Genomic DNA, 16,197 nt, shown 5'->3' on the forward strand with positions numbered 1-16,197 from the left:
CGGTCAGCCCTCCCGCGTGTTGGCCGGGTTGCTGGCCGGGTAGGCGGGGCTCATGTCGGCGAGCGCGGCGGCCTGGTGCTGGGCGGCCTCGGCGGCGATCTGCGCCAGGGTGGCGGCCGGCTCATCGAGGCCGCCGGTCTGGTCGGCGGTGGAGCACGTCCAGCAGCGCTGGTCGGCACCGGCGGGCATGGTCCGCAGGTAGGTGGCGCCGCAGGACGGGCAGCGTCCTCCGGCACCGGCCAGGTTGGCGTCGATGATGGCGCGGACGGCCACCTCGGCGACCACGCTGGCACCGAGGTGGGGCCAGGCGTCGGCGACGGCGTCGCGGACGGCGTCGACGGCCTGCTGCTCCCAGGTGGCGAGGCGGAGGCCCTGCGCGCGGCGGCCGGCGTCGTACCCGGCGTCTCCGGCGGCGATTACGGCCCGGCGGATCTCGGCCATCAGCGGCCAGATGCCGACCGGCACCGGTACGCCGAGCTGGTCGAGCCAGGCGCGGACGTCCCGGCCGATGACGGGGATGCCGGCGGCGTCGATCCAGCGGGTGGCGAGGTCGGCGGGGTCCGGCTGGTCCTGCGCGCGGGCCTGGTCGGAACCGGGGGTGCCGTCGTCGCCCTGGTCCTGCTCGTCGTCGGTGGCGAGCAGCAGCGCCAACCGGGTGGGCCCGAACTCGTCTTCCAGCTCGTCATCGGCGCGAAGGCCGTAGATCGGATGCTGCCACTGACCGCCCTCGGTGGGCCGCCAGACGACGTCGCGGCTGTCGACCCTGACCGTCTCGCCCCGCTCCAGCACCTCGGCCACGTCGGCGGCGTCGTACTCGTCCTGGTCGTCGTCGTCCGGCTCCGGCGTCACCGTGGCGTACGCGGCGAGCACCCGGTCGGTGTCCTCCTGGAGGGCTCGCAGCCGTGCGATGGTGCGGCCGGCGGCGGCCAGCTCGGCGGCGTGCCGGTCGATGACGCCGGCACGCATGGCGGCGAGCTGGCGCAGCTCGTCGCAGTCGACGAGGAGAGCGGCGGTGGCCCGGGTGAGCTTCGCGCGGTCGGCGCGGGCCTCGTCGCGCTCGGCGCGGGCGGCGTCCAGCTTGGTGGCGAGGCCCTCCCAGGCCTGCTGCATGCCGTAGCGGGCGGTGCGCGCCAGGTCCCGCTGGGCGGCGAGCTTGCCGATGAGGTCGGCGACGCTGGCGGTGGGCGATTGGAGTCCGGCGGCGTTGAGCGCGGCCCACGCGGCGGTGATGGTGCCGAGCAGCTCGGCGCGCTCACGCTCGACGGCGGCCAGGTTCTGCCAGGCGGCGTCCCGCTCGGCGGTCAGCTCCCGCACGGCCCGGTCCTGGGTGCGGGTGTCGGCGGCCTGGCCGTCGTCGTGGCGGTGCTGGGCGGGGGTGTGGCCGCAGGGCCGGGTGTCGGCGGCGGGCGCCCAGATGCCGGCGGCCCGGGCCTCGGCGAAGGTCGCGGCGGGGCGGGTGAGCGGGATGCGGTCGGCGTAGGTCATGGCGGCGGGCCTCCTCAGGCGGTGATGTCGGCGGTGGTCCGGGCGGCCGGGCAGTCGGGGAAGTGCAGGTAGGCGGTGTGTCCGCAGGTCGGGCACACGTACGGCGCGTCGGGGCCGAAGAGGCGTACCGCCGTGGCGAAGTCGGCCGGGTCGAGGTCGGGGTCGATGTGGCCGGGGTTGATGCCTCGCCGCACGAGGACGGCGGCGAGCCACTCCTCCCACTCCCCGTTCAGGGCGCCCAGCTCGGGGGTCAGGTCCCACACGCGGGCGGGCGCGTCGAGTGGGCCGAGGAACGCCGCCGCAGCCGCCATCGCGGACACGCCGATCAGCCCGAGGTGGCCGAGGTCGGGTCGGGAGCCGGGGGCCGGGTTGGCGGGGAGGGTGCGGAACGCGGCCCGCTGCTCGGCGAACGCAGCGAGGGCGAGGGCGGCGTAGTGCCGCACCCACGCGTCACGGGTGGCGGCCTCCCGGGTTTCGGGCTGGGGCGCGATGGCGAGGGCGGTGTTGAGCGGGCTGCGGGCGGTCACGGTCGTCTCCTCAGGCGGTGATGTCGGCGGGCCAGCGGACGGCGTCGAGGGCGGCCCGGTGGGTTTTCGGCATGTCGGCCAGGGGGTGGCCGAGGTGGTCGAGGCCGGCGGCGCGTAGCCAGAGGGCGTCGACCTGGTTGTCGTCGGCGAGTTCGCGGCCGAGGCGCTTGTACGCGGCGACGGCCATCTCGGGCTTGCCGCAGTTGCCCTTGCCGGTGGCGTACTTCTTGAGGCTCGCGGGGGCGGCGAGGGCGTAGGGGGTGCCGACGCGCAGCAGGTAGGCGCGGACGGCGCCGTGGACCATGCCGGTGATGCCGGCGGACTTGGCGTGGGTGGGCAGGTCCTCGATGACGACGAGGTCGACCGAGCGGCCGTCGACGGCGCGGGCGACTTCGCTGACGATCGCGAGGAGCCGGTGGTCGCCGGTGGTCTTCGACGTGACGGTGTAGGTGGTGTTGTCGCACCAGGCGATGCCGGTGGCGGTCATGGACAGGTCGAGTCCGACGACGCGGGGCGTGCGGGGGTGGGTCACGGCTGGCTCCTTCGGATGGCGGGGGTCTGGCGGGTGAGGCGGGTGAGGGTGGCCCGGCGGCGGGCGGCGAGGTCGTCGTCGGCCTGTTGCGCGGCGAGCCGGTCGAGAAACTGCTCAGCGATGGGGCCGGCGGTCTCGGGGTCCGAGGGGTGGACATCCGGGTTAGGGGGTGGACAGGTGGACATGTCCACCCCCGACCCGTCGGGGGTTCGCCTCGCGCACGTCACGTAGTCAGGGGTTTTTCTGTTAGTTGATCTTTCTTTTATATGGTCAGACGCTTCCTGACGCTCTGTAGTTGTCTCGTCACTCATCTTTCGGACCCCCGTTTTCGGCTCCCGGGGGTGGACACGTGTCCCCCTGTCCACCCCCCCTTTCGATCCGGGCCGGACCCGGCTTAACCGATCGGTCTTCGTCGATGACGATCCAGCGCAGCGCCTCGGCGTGAGACAGGCCCGGCTCGAACCACTCGCGGTCCCGCGACGGCAGGAGCTTGCGCAACTTCCCCTTGGCGATCGGGCCCTTCTCGCGGACCTTGTCGCACGCCCACGCCGCAACCCGCTCCACCGTCGAGTCGACGCCCCGCTGCGCCAGACGAACCGCCACCGCCTCCTCGCGGCGCCGCTCCATCTGCGCCAGCCGATTCCGCTCGGCTTCCTGGCGACCGAACTCGATGAGTCGATCCCGCACAGCGCAGGACGTCTCCCAGATCAGCCCGCCGAGCTCCCAGTCCTCCCAGGTCACCCCGATCCGCTCGTCGAGCAGCGCCAGCAGGGACGCGAGCTTGCAGCGCATCAGCGGCACGTGGGAGTCGAGCTCGTTGACCACCACCTCACCCCGCTGTCGGGCCAACTGCTCCCGGCGGAGCTGGGCGCGCAGGTCGGCGGGGAACGTCACCACCGCACCGGTGGTGATGGTCGCGTCGGTGGGCCCGAGGGGAAGCCGCATCGGGTCGGGCAGCGGCACCGGCTCGTCGGGGATCCGCGGGTCGATCGCCGAAAGCCACAGGAACCGCTGCGGGGTGCCCGGCCCGCCGTCGGAGAGCAGGTCCTGGGCGACGTTCGGCTGGTAGCCGATCAGCAGGCCCATGGCGTACGAACCGTCGGGCAGGAAGCGGGTGTTCTCCTCCCGGGCGTTGGCCTGGCCGAGAGCTCCGCCCGTCCAGGCGGTGCGGATGGCCATGCCGACGGTGGTGCCCTGCCGCTCCTTCATCATCTTCGTCAGGGTCTGGCCCTCGTCGGCGTAGAAGAACGCGTTGTGCCGCACCTGGGCGCGAACCTTCTCCGTCTTCGGCTCACCCTTGCGATCGAGTTCACCGGTCTCCCGCTGCACCCAGCCCATGTACGCCTCGGCCATGCCCTCGCCGGTGCCCAGGCCGATGCCGTCGCGGAATAGCTCCGGGTCAGCGGTGCCATCGAGTCGTGCCAGGTGTCGGGGCGGCAGGACCAGCCGGCCCGCAGTGCGCATCGCCTCGGTCTTGCCGGCGCCGGACGGGCCGATGAGGTTGACGAACGTGTTCAGTGACCCGGTGGGGCCGCGGCCGGAGTCGAACTTCACCTCGTGGTGGACCATCGCTGCGGCCCTGGCGAGCAGGGAGCCGAGGACGGCGTCGGCTGAGGTGACGGACGCCCAGGCCGCTTCCCGGATGGACTTGAACAGCGGCCGGGACGCCCAGAACTCGTCGGGCAGGTTGACCAGCGGCACGGTGGCGGCCCCGGACTTGAGCGCCTGCTGAGCGACCTCGGCAGCGGGCTCGTACCGCTCCCACCCCTCAGCCCAAAGCTCACTGTCGTAGGCCGCGCCAACGATCGTGCCCTGCTCTTCGGAGGCCGCGAACGCCGCGTAGTGCGGGTCGTCCGGTGGAAAAACGTTGAAGGGCTCTGCGGTCATGGTCACGCCGCCACCTCGAGGTGCCGGACCGGCCGGCCGGTCTCCCAGTCGACGGCCCCACCGGGGTGGTCGTCGGGCCTCGGGTCTCGGGCGGAGGCGACGGCGGCCAGCCGCTCGGCGCGCTGCGCGACAACCCGTTCGTGCCACCACAGGGCGTCGCGGGCCGTGAGGTTGCCCCTGATCCCACTGCGGGTGTCGGGCTTGCGTCTGGGGCCGCTGAAGGCGAACCGCAGCCCTTCCCAGACCTCGGCGAGGGCACCTTCCTCGCCATCGCTGATCCCGTCGGCGTAGCCGGCCTGGTAGGCGAGGTTGACGGCGGTCGGGTCTTCGGTGGGTGCTTCCCCGGTCCCGACGCCCATCTGGAACGCCAGGGCGGTGAGGTAGGCGACCTGGGCGCGGGTGAAGGTCTCCTGACCGCCGGTGAGTGCGGCAACGGCACGCTGGGCGGCGTCGGTGTAGGGCAGGGCGTGGACCTCGGTGGTGCTGCATGTCTGGCGCATCAGGTCCCCCTGGTTGGTCTCGTGCTGGTCGAGTGGGTGGCGCCCCGTCGCGCGCTCGATGCGCGGTGCCGGCCGGCCGTGTGGCGTCCGGGCGGGGCGGGCCGTCATCAGGCGGCCTGGGTGATCTGGGCGGCGATGCGGCGGGCGGTCTCGCCGCTGAGGTGCAGGCGGTTGCCGACGGCGTGGGCGGTCAGGCCGCGGGCCATGCCGACGCGGAAGGCGCAGTCCCGCTCGGCGGGGGTGAGCGGCACCCGCTCACCGGCGAGCGCCCGCCGGATGGCCACCTCGTCGACCACGTCGCTGTCACTGCCGTAGTCGGGGCGGGCGTTGGCGTCGTCGATGGTGTGCTCGTCCCAGGCGAGCGGGGACGGGTAGCCGGCGCGCTGGGCCCGCTTGCGGGTGATGTCGCTGGTGCCGGGCATTTGGGCGAGGTCGCGGTAGGCGCGGACGATGGTGTCGCGCAGGGGCCGGTTGACGTGCGCCTGGTGGACGATCCGTTGCACGTGGTACTCGCTGAGGCCGGCGTGCTTGCCGATGGTGTCGGAGGAGTGGCCGATGGCCCACAGCGCCTGGATGCGGCGGATGGTGCCGGTGGCGTCGAGCCGGCGGGGGATGTGGCGTCCCTCGCGGCGCCGCTTCTGGTAGAGCCGGAACTCTTCCCGGGCGGCGGCGCTGCGGCAGCCGTACCGGTAGCCGCTGTAGGTGTCGTGGCGGGGGGCCGGGCAGCCCGGCGGGCAGGCGCGGGTGGTGGTGGTCATGGTCAGGCCGCCTCGGCGGGGGCGGCGGTGACGTCGGCGGCGGTGACGCGGGCGGGCGGGAACGCCTCGTCCTGGGTGATCTCGCCCCGGCGCAGGGAGCCGAACAGGATGTCGAGCTGCGCGAACTCCTCGCCGCCCCAGTCGGCGCGGCGGACGCCGAGTTTCTCCTCGAGCTGGCCGGCGGTGATACCGCGCTTGCTGTACGCCTGGACGGCGGCGTCGATCTTCTTGCCGAGGTCGGGGGCCGGGCCGGCGAGGGTGGCCCGGCACAGGTTCTGGGCCTCTTCGGTGAACCACTGCGGCAGGACGGCGAAGATGGCCTCGCGGACCCGGCGGGCGCCCTGGTTGGCGTTGTTCTCGTAGACGTCGCGCAGGTCGGTGATGTCCTTGACGCCCCGCTTGGTGTCCTTGCGGTGCGGGACGATGAAGATGGCGGCGCTGCGGGTGTTGGTCTCTACGTCCCAGGCGAACGCCTGCATCTCGCTGATGCCGGCGGCGTCGTCGCGGCGCAGCTCGGCGACCCCGTACTGGATGTTGCCCCAGCAGCGGGCCAGTTCCCTGGCGAGGTGGATCGACGGCCCGGAGACGGTTTCGCCGGAGCGGGGGAAGGAGAAGAACGCGCGGCCGGCCAGGGTGGGCTGGGCGCAGGACCGGCGCATGTCGGCGAAGGCCCGGTCGACGTCGCGGGGCATCTGCTTGGCGGCGACGACGGCGGCCTGGACTTCGGCGACGGCGCGGGATTGCTCGATGGCGGTGGCCTGGCCGAGGTGTCCGGGGGTGGGCAGGTGGGGGGTGGTGATGCGGTCGATGGCGTTGGTCACCAGATCTCCTTGGTGTGCTGGCGCTCCACCCAGGCGGGCAGGGCGACGGGTTCGATGTCGTCGGAGTGGTCGGGCCACAGACCGGTGCGGGTGCACTCGGCGTAGACCTCCAGGGCCTGCCGGTTGAGGTCCCGGCCGATGCGCAGGGCGACCGGGTCGGGCTGCACGACGGTGATCAGGTGCGGCGGCTCGGTCTCTTGGAAGACGAGGACGAACGCGGGGTCGTCGGCCAGGCCGAGGTGGACCGCCCCGTCGAGGTAGTGGCCGCCCTGCTGGTGGTAGCCGAACCGGTGGATGGCCCGCTGGATGTGCTCCAGGCTGGCGTCGGGGGTGGTCTTGTAGTCGACGACGATCCGCCGGCGGCCGGGCACCGGGTGGCGCAGGAAGTCGTACCGGGCCCGGCACCACATTCCGGTGGCCGGGTCGATCCAGAACACGGACACTTCCGGCTGGCCGGAGTCGGGGGCGAGGAGCGGGCCGGCGATCGGGTGACGGCGGATGGCGGCGGCCATGTTCTCGACGCGCTGGTGGTCGGCGATGAGGAGCGGCACCTGCCCGGCGGCGTAGGCGGCGGCCTTGGCTTCCTTCGCTGCCTTGGTCCGCCAGTCGGCGGCGTCAACGACGGCGAGGTTGAGTCCGCGGCCGAGGACCTTGAGGTGCGCGGCGTGGCCGAGGTCGAAGGCGTCCTTGGGCGGGTCGGGGTGGTCGAGCCAGTGCCGGAACTTGGCGGGGCACGACGGCGGGAGGAGCTTCCGGGCGCCGGTCGACGAGAGGCTGCCCGCGGGCACCGGGTCACGGTGGTAGGCGGACTCCGACATGTCCGGGTGGATGCCGGGCTCGGTGACAACCAGCGGCGTGGTGGTGGTCACCGTCGGCCTCCCTTGATGAGTCGGAGTTGCTGCCCGCCGGCCTCGCACCCGGGGTGCCGGTCCCAGACGCCGGGCTGCCCGTCGGGTCCGGCTGCGGCGGCGGGGTCGAGGTACCTGCCGCAGACGGGGCAGAGCCGGCCGGGGCTGTCGTCGCCTGGGGTGGCGTGGCCGGTGCAGGTGGGCCCTTGGAGGTACGGCCGGACGCCGTCGGTGCTGCCGCACGCGCTGGTGCCAACCCAGGTGACGCAGGTGCTGCCGAGCAGGGTGGGGGCGGTCATGCCTGCTCCTCTCGGGTGCCGGTGGTGGTCCGGCCGGCCTGCATGTCGGTGATGGGGAGCAGGCCGGTGCGGTAGGCGATCGCGACGGCGTGGGCGGGGCTGCGGGCGTCGATGCGCTGGCGGAGCCGCCACAGTCGGGTCTGGACGGCGCCGGGGGTGCAGCCGAGCTGCCGGCCGATCTGCCGCATGCTGCGGCCTTCGGCGACCAGGGCGAGGGCCCGGAGGTCCGTCGGGGTGATGTCGGCCGGGGCCGGCCCCGCAGTGGGGGCCGGCACGGTCGCGAGCTGCTGGGTGTCGACGGCGGTGCTCACCGGGCGACCGCCTCGGCGGCCGGCTGCGGCAGGTGGGTGCCGATCGCGGCCACGTACTCGGCCTGCCACTGCTGGTACGCCTCGCAGGCGAGGCTGCCGTCGACCTCGTCCATGGCCCGCTGGCATGGGCCGCAGTTGCCCTCGATGAGGTGTCCGGCCCAGTCGTGCTGGCCGACCATGCTGGCGCGGTAGAGCATGGCGACCTTGCGCACCTGCTCCAGCTCGGCGGTGAGGGACGCCACCTGGCAGGCCAGGCCGTTGGTCTCTCCCGCCATGTCGGTGACGAGCTCCCGGACCCGGCGGACGTCGGACGCGGCGGCCTCGGTCATCCGGAGGTTCTCGGTGTGAAGCCGGTCCACCTCGGCGAGCAGATCGGGGATGTCCTGCCGGGCGGCGGCGATGAACTCGGCGTCGGCCTGGGTCGCGCCGAGATCCCGCCCGCTATACGGCTCCTCGATCACGGTCTGGTGCTCGGCGTTGGCGATGCGCCCGAAGCGCGTGGTGCCGTTGATGAGCGGCCCGAAGCCGTCGCGGAGGGTCCACGGGCCGCTGGTGGCGGCCTGCTCGCGGAGGCGGATGGCGTCGAGGTCGAGCGGGGTGGTCGTGGTCGTGGTGGTCATGCTGCTGCTCCGATCAGGAGGGCGAGGGCGGCCCAGAGTGCGAGGGCGGTGAGGGCGGCGAGGCCCCAGGCGCGGCGGCGGGTCACCGGGCGTCCCGGGGGCGGATGTGCAGCCGGGCGGCGTAGCTGGCGAGGACGGTCAGCCGGTGCTGGCCGGTGCAGGCGGTGTCGGCGGCGTACATCTGGTCGACGAGGCCGCGCACCCGGCGGCGGTCGAGGGCGTAGCCGGCGACCGCGCCGACGAGCAGGCCGAGGAGCAGGGCGAGGGCGGCCATCTACGCCACCGCCCGCAGGCCGACCGCCGGCCGGTAGTAGGCGAACACCTCGGCGAGCTGGCCGGCGTCGAGCCGGCGCAACGCCCACAGGGCGTGCGCGACCGGGTCGTCACCGAGGCCGACCGTGTCGGGGGTGATCTCGACGTACCCGCCGAGCAGCGCCGGGTCGACGCCCCGCGGGAAGTCCGGGTCGTCGGCGAGGGTGAACGGGTGGGTCATGGTCTCCGCCTTGGTGATGGGGATGAGCCGGACGGCGGCGGGGAAGACGGGACGGATGGGGCGGACGTCGGGGCCGGGGCGCGAGCCGCTGCCGGTGCCGGGCGTCGGGCCCATCGGGCGCACTGGGCGCGCCGGAGGCAGGTCCGGCTCCGGTAGGGTCTGCAGTTGCATCTGGACTCCTTGCTTCGCGGTTGGTGGTCCGGGTGTTGAGTCCCTGCCGTGCCTGCGGCGGGGACTCGCTTGCGTCAGGCGCTGCGCGGCGTCGGCTTCGGGCTGTTCGGCCCCGACTGGCCCGGACGGCCCGGCTGAACCGGGGCGGGCGTGGACGGCTTGGCGCTCATGCGGACATCAGCGCCATCGGCGGGTCGTAGTCGGCCGCGTACCAGCGGGTCCACACCTCGTCGAACAGCGGCCGGTGCCGCTCCGTCCAGGCCAACGTCTCGCGCAGGGTGCCGTTGGGCAGCTCAGAGGTGCGCTTCTCCGGCAGGTCCAGCCCCGAGGCCTCCGCCAGCGAGGCGACCCGGCGGCCGAACCACGACTGGATCGAGGCCAGGTCCCGCTTCGCGGTGACGCCCTTCGCCCGCAGGTAGTCGGGCACGTACAGCGGCTGGTCGGCCGGGTCGATCTCCGGCTCCTCGCCGAGACCCCGCGCCAGCACCACCCGCGCTTTGGCCTTGAGCCACGTCGCGTCGAGGAGTCCCTCGGCGGCGGAAATCATGTGGAGCTGGGCGCGGGAGATCGCGGCCCGCTCGATCGCGGTAATCCGCAGCTCGGCGGGGGCGATCTCCTCCACGTCGAGGAGGTACCGGCGGACCCGCTCGGCGACCGGGCTGCCGGTGAGGAGCTGCCCGACGTTGAGCACGGTGCGCCGGGTGAACAGGGTCAGGTTGCGGGCACGCGGGTTTGCGTCCGTCAGAGTGACGGACGCAAAGTCCCGGTACTCCTGCCCACGCAGGACCCGAAGGCCGTTCTCGGTCAGCTCGTCGCGGTTGCGGCGGACGACGCTCTCGATCGCGTCGACGTCGACCTCGTAGAAGCCGGCGGTGATTTCGATCGTGGCGTGGGTGTTGTCCGGGAGCAGGCTTAGGGCCTTCACCCGGTCGAGGACGTCGGTGCGGGTTGAGTGCTGCGCGCGGAGGGTGCGCGACTCGACGAGCGCCTGGTCGAGGATGGTCACGAGAGTCCTTTCGGTCGGGGCGGGGCGAGGGGGTCAGGCCGCCAGCTGCTTCGCGCCCGCTTCGCGGCGCTGAATTTCGAGCTGGATCTGGGCGAGGACCTGCGACAGGTCGTTGGCGATCCGGCGCCCCTCGGGGCTGTCCGGGTCCAGACGCGTCACCAGTGGGTGGGTGCAGGCCTTCGGGAGCTTCGGCCCGGACGGGCGCGGGGGCTGCGAGGGCCCGGACGGCGGGTGCGTCATGCCGCCACCCGCCCGAACAGCGCCTCGACGGTCGTCCCGAGGTCACTCGCCATCCGCATTGCCAGAGGCAGGCTCACGCCCTTGCGCCCGGCGCGGATCAGGGACATGTGCGTGCGGCCGATGCCGTGCCGTTCGGCTTGCCCCGTGACCGAGGTCAGCCCTCGCTTTTCGGCCAGGGCGTCGTACACCTCGACCCGCAGCCGTATGTCGTTGCCGGAAGGCAACGCTGCATCGTTCTTTCCCGTCGCTTGCATGGTCACGACCGTAGACCGTTGGCTTTAGGCAACGCAACACCCGACGCGAAAACCCGCCGATATCAGCCGAACGGATGGGTACCCCTCAGCCTCCCCGATGTCCTATCGTTGCCGGCAGGCAACACTCAGAGGAGGGCGGAAAGCCATGCCGCAGCGCGTGAACGCGGAGGAAGCCGACTGGATCAGGCGACGGCGGAAGGTGATCGCGACCGTCGCCAAAGAGCAACGGCCGCCAAGTTACCGTTGCCGCTGGTTAAGCGCCTACCGTGCGCCTATGGGCGACGCTTCCCCGCCAGCCGAAGACTGGGCCGGCTACCTCAGACGGATGACTCGTAGGCCCGGCTGGAGCGTCGCGCGGCTCGCCAGAGAGGCCGGCATCAACAAGTCCACGATCTTCGGGTGGATCAAGGGCGACGGAGTGACCGTCGCCAGTGTCAAGGCCATCGCCAAGGCCCTCGGGGACGACGAGGCGCACGCCCTCGCCGCTGCCGGCGGTGCCAAGCATGGTGACGCCCTCGACGCGGACGTACGGATCATCCTGCGCCGGCTGGCCTCGCCAGACGCGAGCGAGGCCGAGCGCGCGACCATCCGCGCCACCCTGAAGTACCTCGCCGACCTCGCCGACCAGGCGGAGCGCGGGGAAGGTCGCGCCGCCAGCTGATGACCCGCCGACGACCCCTCGCCGCCGTACCTGACCGCCCCACCCGCGTCGTCCTCTACGTCCGGGTCAGCGCCCTGATGGGTCGCGGCGGCGACGACTTCCACAGCCCCGACGTGCAGACCTCCGCCATGCGACGCGCCACCACCGGCATGCGTGAGGTCGGCACCATCAGCGACATCGACGTCACCGGCACCCATTTCAGCCGCGAAGGCATCGACCGAATCCGGGACATGGCCCGCGCCGGCCAGATCGACGCCATCGCCGTCTACGACGTCAGCCGATTCGGCCGCGACGTCCTGGAGTCGCTGCTCGTGCTCCGCGAACTGTCGGAGGCTGGCGTCACGATCATTTCCGCCTGCGAGCACATCGACACATCCACCCCCGCCGGGGAGATGATGCTCATCAATTTGCTAAACATCGCCCAGTACCGGGCGAAGGAGATCGGCCGGGCTTGGTCGGGCACCATCGCCCGCCGCGCCGAGCAGGGACGCCACCACGGCCGCCCGCCCACCGGGTATCGACGTGGTGCGGATGGCCGCCTGGAGCCCGACCCCGTGCTCGGGCACGTCATCGCGCAGGCGTTCCGCGACTACGCGGCCGGTGGACAGGTACGAGAGCTACGGCGGCGAATTCAAGCCGCTACCGGCACCCACCTCGCGGCCACCAGCATGAAGAAGCTCCTCGCCAACCGCACCTACCTCGGTATCGTGCATACCCGCAGTCCCACCGGTGTGGTCGAAACCCCGGGCGCCCATGAGCCGCTCGTTGACGAGGACACGTGGCAGCGGGTCCAGGCCCGGATCGAGGCGGACCGGAGAGTCCACCCCCGGCTGCAGGTGGCGCGCTACAGCCTCTCCGGGATCGGCCGGTGCGGAGTGTGCGAGGGGCACACGAACATCCGTCCTCATAGCCGTGGGCCCGGCATTTTCTGCCGTAACCAGTTCGAACTGACGAGCCCATGTTCAGGTTGCGGTCACCCGAGCCTGGTCGTCGTCGAGGCTGCCCTGTTGGAGCAGGTGCGCGCACGTATTGAGCTGCTTCGCGGCGATGTCGCTGCCAGGCAGGCGCACCTCGCTCGGTCGGTCCGGGCGGGAGCCGACGCCGATACTCTCCAACGAGAGATCGAAGCCACCCGCAAGGCCATGGCCCGGACCACGCAGCGGTGGGCGCGGGAGCAGATGGACGACCGCACGTACGAGGACACCATGGCCGATCTGCGGGCCGCCGAGGCGCAGCTGATGGAGAACCTGGGCGCTGCCCGGGCGGTGGTCGAGACGGCTGCGCCGGAGCTGGTGGTGTCCCTGGGGGAGACGATGCTGACGCTGTGGCCGTCCATGGATGGCGAGCAGCGGAATCGGGCGCTGCGGCAGGTGCTGGTGACGGTGACGATTCGGCCGTCGGCGTACTACCGGCAGCCCGCGGTGGAACGCCTCGACGTGCAGTGGCGCTAGCGGTCACCTGAGGGACGTTTGGCAACCAGCACCGACGTGCTGGTCAACGGGAATCGGGTGTGGGTGGACCGGGGGCAGGGCCTGCGCCAGGTCGCCATTCCGCTCGGCACGATCGACGACGTCCGCCGGCTGGCCCAGCGCCTCGCCGCCGGAGCCGGCCGCCGCCTTGACGACGGTTCCCCGTACGCGGACGCCCGGCTGCCCGACGGGACCAGGCTGCACGCCGTGCTGCCCCCGGTCGCGACGGACGGGCCCTACCTGTCCCTGCGCACCTTCCGGCAGCGCCCGTTCACCCTCGACGACCTGGTCCGGCAGGGCACCGTTCCCCGGCCGGTCGCGCCGGTGCTGGCCGCCGTGGTGGCGGCCCGGCTCGCGTACCTGGTCGTCGGCGGCACCGGCTCCGGCAAGACGACGCTGCTCAATACGCTGCTGGGGCTGGTCCCGGGTACCGAGCGGATCATCTTGGTCGAGGACGCCGCCGAGCTGCGTCCCGTGCACCCGCACGTGGTCGGGTTGCAGGCCCGTACCTCCAACGTGGAGGGCTCCGGCGCGGTCGGGCTCAGCGACCTGGTCCGGCAGGCCCTGCGGATGCGGCCGGACCGGCTGGTCGTGGGGGAGTGCCGGGGCGGAGAGGTCGTCGACCTGCTGGCCGCCCTGAACACCGGTCACGACGGCGGGGCGGGGACGCTGCACGCGAACGCCCCGTCCGACGTGCCGGCCCGGCTGGAGGCGCTCGGGATGCTGGGCGGGCTGCCCCGGGCCGCCCTGCACGCTCAGGTCGCCGCCGCGCTCCAGGTGCTGCTCCAGGTCCGCCGGGGTGCCCGGGGCCGGGTGCTGGAGTCGGTCTGCCTGCTGCTCCCCGAGGGGCCGGACCGCCTGATCACCGTCGTCCCCGCCTGGGTACGCGGCCACGGGCCGGGTTCCGCCGCAGCGGCCCTCGGCACGCTGCTGCGCCAGCGGGACGTGCCCGTCCCGCCCGTCCTCGGCGAGGCGTGGCCTGGGCGCCCCGATCGGGATGGCCGCTCCGGTCGGGGCGACCGGTTCGAGGTGCGGGGTGGCGGATCCCGGCACGAAGGATCCGAGTGACCAGGGCGGGTTGGCTGGTGGCGGTCCTTCTCGTCGTCGCCGCTGCGGCTGTGGCGTGGCCGCTGCGCAGCAGCCGGTCCCGGCGACGGCGACTACTCGGTTCGTCCCCGGGCCGACCGTCGCCGCCCGTTGCCCCGGCCGATCGGGGCGGTGCTGTACGCATTCCCACCGGGGCCGCGCCGCGCGCTGTGGGCAGGGTGTCGAACCGGCAGCGTGACCCCCGCGACGCCCGGGATCCCGGGCGGCACCCCCGAGACGGGGCAGTGCCGGGGGAACCTGGCGGCCCGTGCCCTGCCCCGGGTAGGCCGTCCGGCCCGCGTCCGTTCTCCGGCCCGTCCGGTGAGTCCCGCCCGCGCCCGCCATCCCGCCCGTGCGACGGCTCCGGCCCACGACCCTTCTCCGGCGGGTCTCCGTTGTCCGGCCCGTCGGGGCCGTCCCCGAGGTCCGGTCCGTCCAGGCAGCCCGACCCGTTCGGCTTCGGCGGACGGTCTGGGCCGCCCGGTCGTCGTGACCCGCGCCGGCCCACTGCCACCCTGGACCGGTCCGAGGCTGCCCCGCCGGGTCAGCGAGGCTCGCTGTTGGCTTCGCTGCTCCCCGGTGCCGGGACCTGGCGTACCGGGTCGTCGCCGGTGCGGTTTCCCGCCGGCACGGCGAGCAGCCGTCGGCCGGGGGTGCCCGGGTGGCTGTCCGCCTCGCCCCGGCAAAGCCTGCTGCTGGCGGGAGCGGTGGGCGCCGGGGCGGGTGGCCTGCTGGCCGGGCCCGTAGCCGCCGTGGTGGTCGGCACGTACGGGACGTTGGCCGCGCGAGCGGTGCTGCGCAGAGGCCTCGCGCGTGCCGGTGAGCGCGCCCGACGACACAGCCTGGACCAGCTCAGCGCCCTCGCCGCGGACCTGCGTGCCGGCGTGCCGGTGCTGACCGCAGCCGCCACCCTGACCGCTCGCCTGCCCTCGGTCGAGGTCGCCCTGACCGCCACCACCGTGCCACCGGTCGAGGTCGCGTTGACGGTCGGAGTCCCGCCGGCACCCGATGGCCCGCCGGGCATGTCCGGGGCGGCGAACGATCCGGGGTTGATCCCCGGTCCGGCCCCGGACGCCAGCAGGCCAGCCGTTGCCGCGCCCGATCCGGACCGGCTGGGGCGGTTGGCCCAGGCGGCGATCCGGCTCGCGGACCGGACCGGTGCTCCGCTGGCCGACCTGCTGGAACGCGTCGAGGCCGACGCCCGGGCCACCGACCGAGGACTGGCCGGCGCGGCGGCGCAGGCGGCCGGGGCCCGGGCCACCGCATTGCTGCTCGCGGCTCTGCCGCTCGGCGGCATCGGGCTCGGGTACGGGGTCGGCGTCGACCCGGTCGAGGTCCTGCTGCACACGCCCGTCGGAGGCGGATGCGCGATCGTGGCCGCCGTCCTCCAGTCGGCCGGGCTGCTCTGGACGGAGCGCCTCGGCGCGGTGCCGGACGGAAGCCGCTGATGACCCGGCAGGTGGTGGCGGCCGGTTGCCTCGTCGCGGCGGCGGCGCTCGCCCTCTCCGTCGGCTCGCCTGCGGGCGCCACCCGTCGCCTGCGTGGCCTGCGGGGGCGGGCCGGGTCGACCGGGAGATCGAGACCGGTGTGGTGGCCTGACCGGATCCGGCTCGGGGCGGGCCTCGCCGGGGTGGCGACCGTCGTGGTCGTCGGCGGCTGGTCCGGGTTCCTGGGTGGCGCCGTCGTCGCCGTCGCGGCGGACCGGGGTCTGCGCCGGATCGAGCCCCCCGCCGTCCGGGAGCGGCGGCTCCGGGAGGCCGCCGACCTGCCTCTCGCGGCGGACCTGCTCGCGGCCGCGCTGCGGGCCGGTGCGCCGGTAGACCGTTCCGTGCTGGCGGTCGCGGAGGCGCTCGGCGGCCCGCTGGCCGACCGCCTGGGCCGGGTCGGCCGGACCCTGCTGCTCGGTGGCGGCCCCGAGGAGGCCTGGGCGCACCTCGTCCCGGTTCCGGGTGCCGAGCGGCTGGCAAATGCGGCGCTGCGCTCGTCGAGCAGCGGCGCGGCGTTGGCCGGCGCGCTGACCCGCCTCGCCGACGACCTGCGCGCCGACCGGTCCACCGCCGCCGAGGCGTCGGCCCGTCGGGCCGGGGTCCTCATCGTGCTGCCGCTGGGGCTCTGCTTCCTGCCGGCCTTCATTCTCGCCGGCCTGGTGCCGGTGATCGTCGCCGTCCTCGGCGACGTGCTCTGAGCGCCGCCGGCCGGTCGGCCGGCGGTAACCGTCGAGAAGGGACA

The 16,197-nt window shown here is 73.7% G+C and carries 20 protein-coding genes and 2 pseudogenes; 5 read left to right on the forward strand and 17 right to left on the reverse strand.

Features of this window, described 5'->3' with window-relative positions; genetic code table 11:
- Nucleotides 1-3: 3 nt before the first annotated feature.
- From ACFYZF_RS16510 to ACFYZF_RS16590, 17 genes are all read right to left on the reverse strand, one after another.
- Nucleotides 4-1,485 (reverse strand): hypothetical protein, encoded by a 1,482-nt coding sequence (locus ACFYZF_RS16510; protein WP_387021002.1) that lies wholly within the window; start codon nucleotides 1,483-1,485, stop codon nucleotides 4-6.
- Nucleotides 1,486-1,499: 14 nt separating this feature from the next.
- Nucleotides 1,500-2,012, reverse strand: coding sequence for a hypothetical protein (locus tag ACFYZF_RS16515; protein WP_387021005.1), 513 nt, complete (start codon nucleotides 2,010-2,012; stop codon nucleotides 1,500-1,502).
- A 10-nt stretch (nucleotides 2,013-2,022) separates the two neighbouring features.
- The gene (locus ACFYZF_RS16520; RefSeq protein ID WP_387021007.1) at nucleotides 2,023-2,544 is read right to left on the reverse strand and encodes a hypothetical protein; all 522 of its coding nucleotides are present in this window, start codon (nucleotides 2,542-2,544) and stop codon (nucleotides 2,023-2,025) included.
- Nucleotides 2,541-2,735, reverse strand: coding sequence for a hypothetical protein (locus ACFYZF_RS16525; RefSeq protein ID WP_387021010.1), 195 nt, complete (start codon nucleotides 2,733-2,735; stop codon nucleotides 2,541-2,543). The genes ACFYZF_RS16520 and ACFYZF_RS16525 overlap by 4 nt, the downstream gene beginning before the upstream one ends.
- 112 nt (nucleotides 2,736-2,847) lie before the next feature.
- Complete coding sequence (locus ACFYZF_RS16530) at nucleotides 2,848-4,437, reverse strand: hypothetical protein (protein WP_387021013.1); 1,590 nt, start codon at nucleotides 4,435-4,437, stop codon at nucleotides 2,848-2,850.
- Nucleotides 4,434-4,931, reverse strand: a complete 498-nt coding sequence (locus ACFYZF_RS16535; RefSeq protein ID WP_387021015.1) for a hypothetical protein — start codon at nucleotides 4,929-4,931, stop codon at nucleotides 4,434-4,436. Before ACFYZF_RS16535 ends, ACFYZF_RS16530 begins: the two co-directional genes overlap by 4 nt.
- 107 nt (nucleotides 4,932-5,038) lie before the next feature.
- Nucleotides 5,039-5,689, reverse strand: coding sequence for a hypothetical protein (locus ACFYZF_RS16540; RefSeq protein WP_387021018.1), 651 nt, complete (start codon nucleotides 5,687-5,689; stop codon nucleotides 5,039-5,041).
- Nucleotides 5,690-5,691: 2 nt separating this feature from the next.
- Complete coding sequence (locus tag ACFYZF_RS16545) at nucleotides 5,692-6,510, reverse strand: hypothetical protein (protein ID WP_387021020.1); 819 nt, start codon at nucleotides 6,508-6,510, stop codon at nucleotides 5,692-5,694.
- Nucleotides 6,507-7,379 (reverse strand): PD-(D/E)XK nuclease-like domain-containing protein, encoded by an 873-nt coding sequence (locus ACFYZF_RS16550; RefSeq protein ID WP_387021023.1) that lies wholly within the window; start codon nucleotides 7,377-7,379, stop codon nucleotides 6,507-6,509. Before ACFYZF_RS16550 ends, ACFYZF_RS16545 begins: the two co-directional genes overlap by 4 nt.
- Complete coding sequence (locus ACFYZF_RS16555) at nucleotides 7,376-7,657, reverse strand: hypothetical protein (RefSeq protein WP_387021026.1); 282 nt, start codon at nucleotides 7,655-7,657, stop codon at nucleotides 7,376-7,378. The genes ACFYZF_RS16550 and ACFYZF_RS16555 overlap by 4 nt, the downstream gene beginning before the upstream one ends.
- Nucleotides 7,654-7,968, reverse strand: a complete 315-nt coding sequence (locus ACFYZF_RS16560; RefSeq protein WP_387021028.1) for a response regulator transcription factor — start codon at nucleotides 7,966-7,968, stop codon at nucleotides 7,654-7,656. Before ACFYZF_RS16560 ends, ACFYZF_RS16555 begins: the two co-directional genes overlap by 4 nt.
- Entirely contained in the window at nucleotides 7,965-8,588 is a 624-nt protein-coding gene (locus tag ACFYZF_RS16565; protein WP_387021030.1) for a hypothetical protein, read from the reverse strand. Before ACFYZF_RS16565 ends, ACFYZF_RS16560 begins: the two co-directional genes overlap by 4 nt.
- Before the next feature lie 82 nt (nucleotides 8,589-8,670).
- Nucleotides 8,671-8,862, reverse strand: a complete 192-nt coding sequence (locus tag ACFYZF_RS16570; RefSeq protein WP_387021033.1) for a hypothetical protein — start codon at nucleotides 8,860-8,862, stop codon at nucleotides 8,671-8,673.
- Nucleotides 8,863-9,252 carry a hypothetical protein gene (locus ACFYZF_RS16575; RefSeq protein ID WP_387021036.1) on the reverse strand — a complete coding sequence of 130 codons (390 nt, stop codon included), beginning with the start codon at nucleotides 9,250-9,252 and terminating at the stop codon, nucleotides 8,863-8,865. It abuts the gene before it with no gap.
- A gap of 166 nt (nucleotides 9,253-9,418) precedes the next feature.
- The gene (locus tag ACFYZF_RS16580; protein WP_387021039.1) at nucleotides 9,419-10,258 is read right to left on the reverse strand and encodes a hypothetical protein; all 840 of its coding nucleotides are present in this window, start codon (nucleotides 10,256-10,258) and stop codon (nucleotides 9,419-9,421) included.
- Between the two features lie 33 nt (nucleotides 10,259-10,291).
- The gene (locus tag ACFYZF_RS16585) at nucleotides 10,292-10,417 is read right to left on the reverse strand and encodes a hypothetical protein (RefSeq protein ID WP_387021042.1); all 126 of its coding nucleotides are present in this window, start codon (nucleotides 10,415-10,417) and stop codon (nucleotides 10,292-10,294) included.
- A 77-nt stretch (nucleotides 10,418-10,494) separates the two neighbouring features.
- Nucleotides 10,495-10,758: a hypothetical protein gene (locus tag ACFYZF_RS16590; protein ID WP_387021045.1), complete on the reverse strand. Its 264-nt coding sequence runs from the start codon at nucleotides 10,756-10,758 to the stop codon at nucleotides 10,495-10,497.
- A 319-nt stretch (nucleotides 10,759-11,077) separates the two neighbouring features.
- Here ACFYZF_RS16590 and ACFYZF_RS16595 point away from each other — a divergent pair, with 319 nt between their 5' ends.
- The 5 genes and pseudogenes from ACFYZF_RS16595 to ACFYZF_RS16615 all read left to right on the forward strand — a co-directional run bounded on the left by ACFYZF_RS16595 (nucleotide 11,078) and on the right by ACFYZF_RS16615 (nucleotide 16,153).
- Nucleotides 11,078-11,413 carry a helix-turn-helix domain-containing protein gene (locus ACFYZF_RS16595; RefSeq protein WP_387021048.1) on the forward strand — a complete coding sequence of 112 codons (336 nt, stop codon included), beginning with the start codon at nucleotides 11,078-11,080 and terminating at the stop codon, nucleotides 11,411-11,413.
- Nucleotides 11,413-12,864 (forward strand): recombinase family protein, encoded by a 1,452-nt coding sequence (locus tag ACFYZF_RS16600; RefSeq protein ID WP_387021051.1) that lies wholly within the window; start codon nucleotides 11,413-11,415, stop codon nucleotides 12,862-12,864. Before ACFYZF_RS16595 ends, ACFYZF_RS16600 begins: the two co-directional genes overlap by 1 nt.
- Before the next feature lie 30 nt (nucleotides 12,865-12,894).
- Nucleotides 12,895-13,950, forward strand: a pseudogene (locus ACFYZF_RS16605) (TadA family conjugal transfer-associated ATPase); the annotation flags it as partial.
- Between the two features lie 677 nt (nucleotides 13,951-14,627).
- A pseudogene (locus tag ACFYZF_RS16610) lies at nucleotides 14,628-15,416 on the forward strand (hypothetical protein); the annotation flags it as partial.
- Nucleotides 15,416-16,153, forward strand: a complete 738-nt coding sequence (locus ACFYZF_RS16615) for a type II secretion system F family protein (RefSeq protein ID WP_387021054.1) — start codon at nucleotides 15,416-15,418, stop codon at nucleotides 16,151-16,153. The pseudogene ACFYZF_RS16610 and the gene ACFYZF_RS16615, both read left to right, overlap by 1 nt.
- Nucleotides 16,154-16,197 lie beyond the last annotated feature (44 nt).

The organism is Micromonospora sp. NPDC001898 (genome assembly GCF_042891255.1).
GTDB lineage: Bacteria > Actinomycetota > Actinomycetes > Mycobacteriales > Micromonosporaceae > Micromonospora.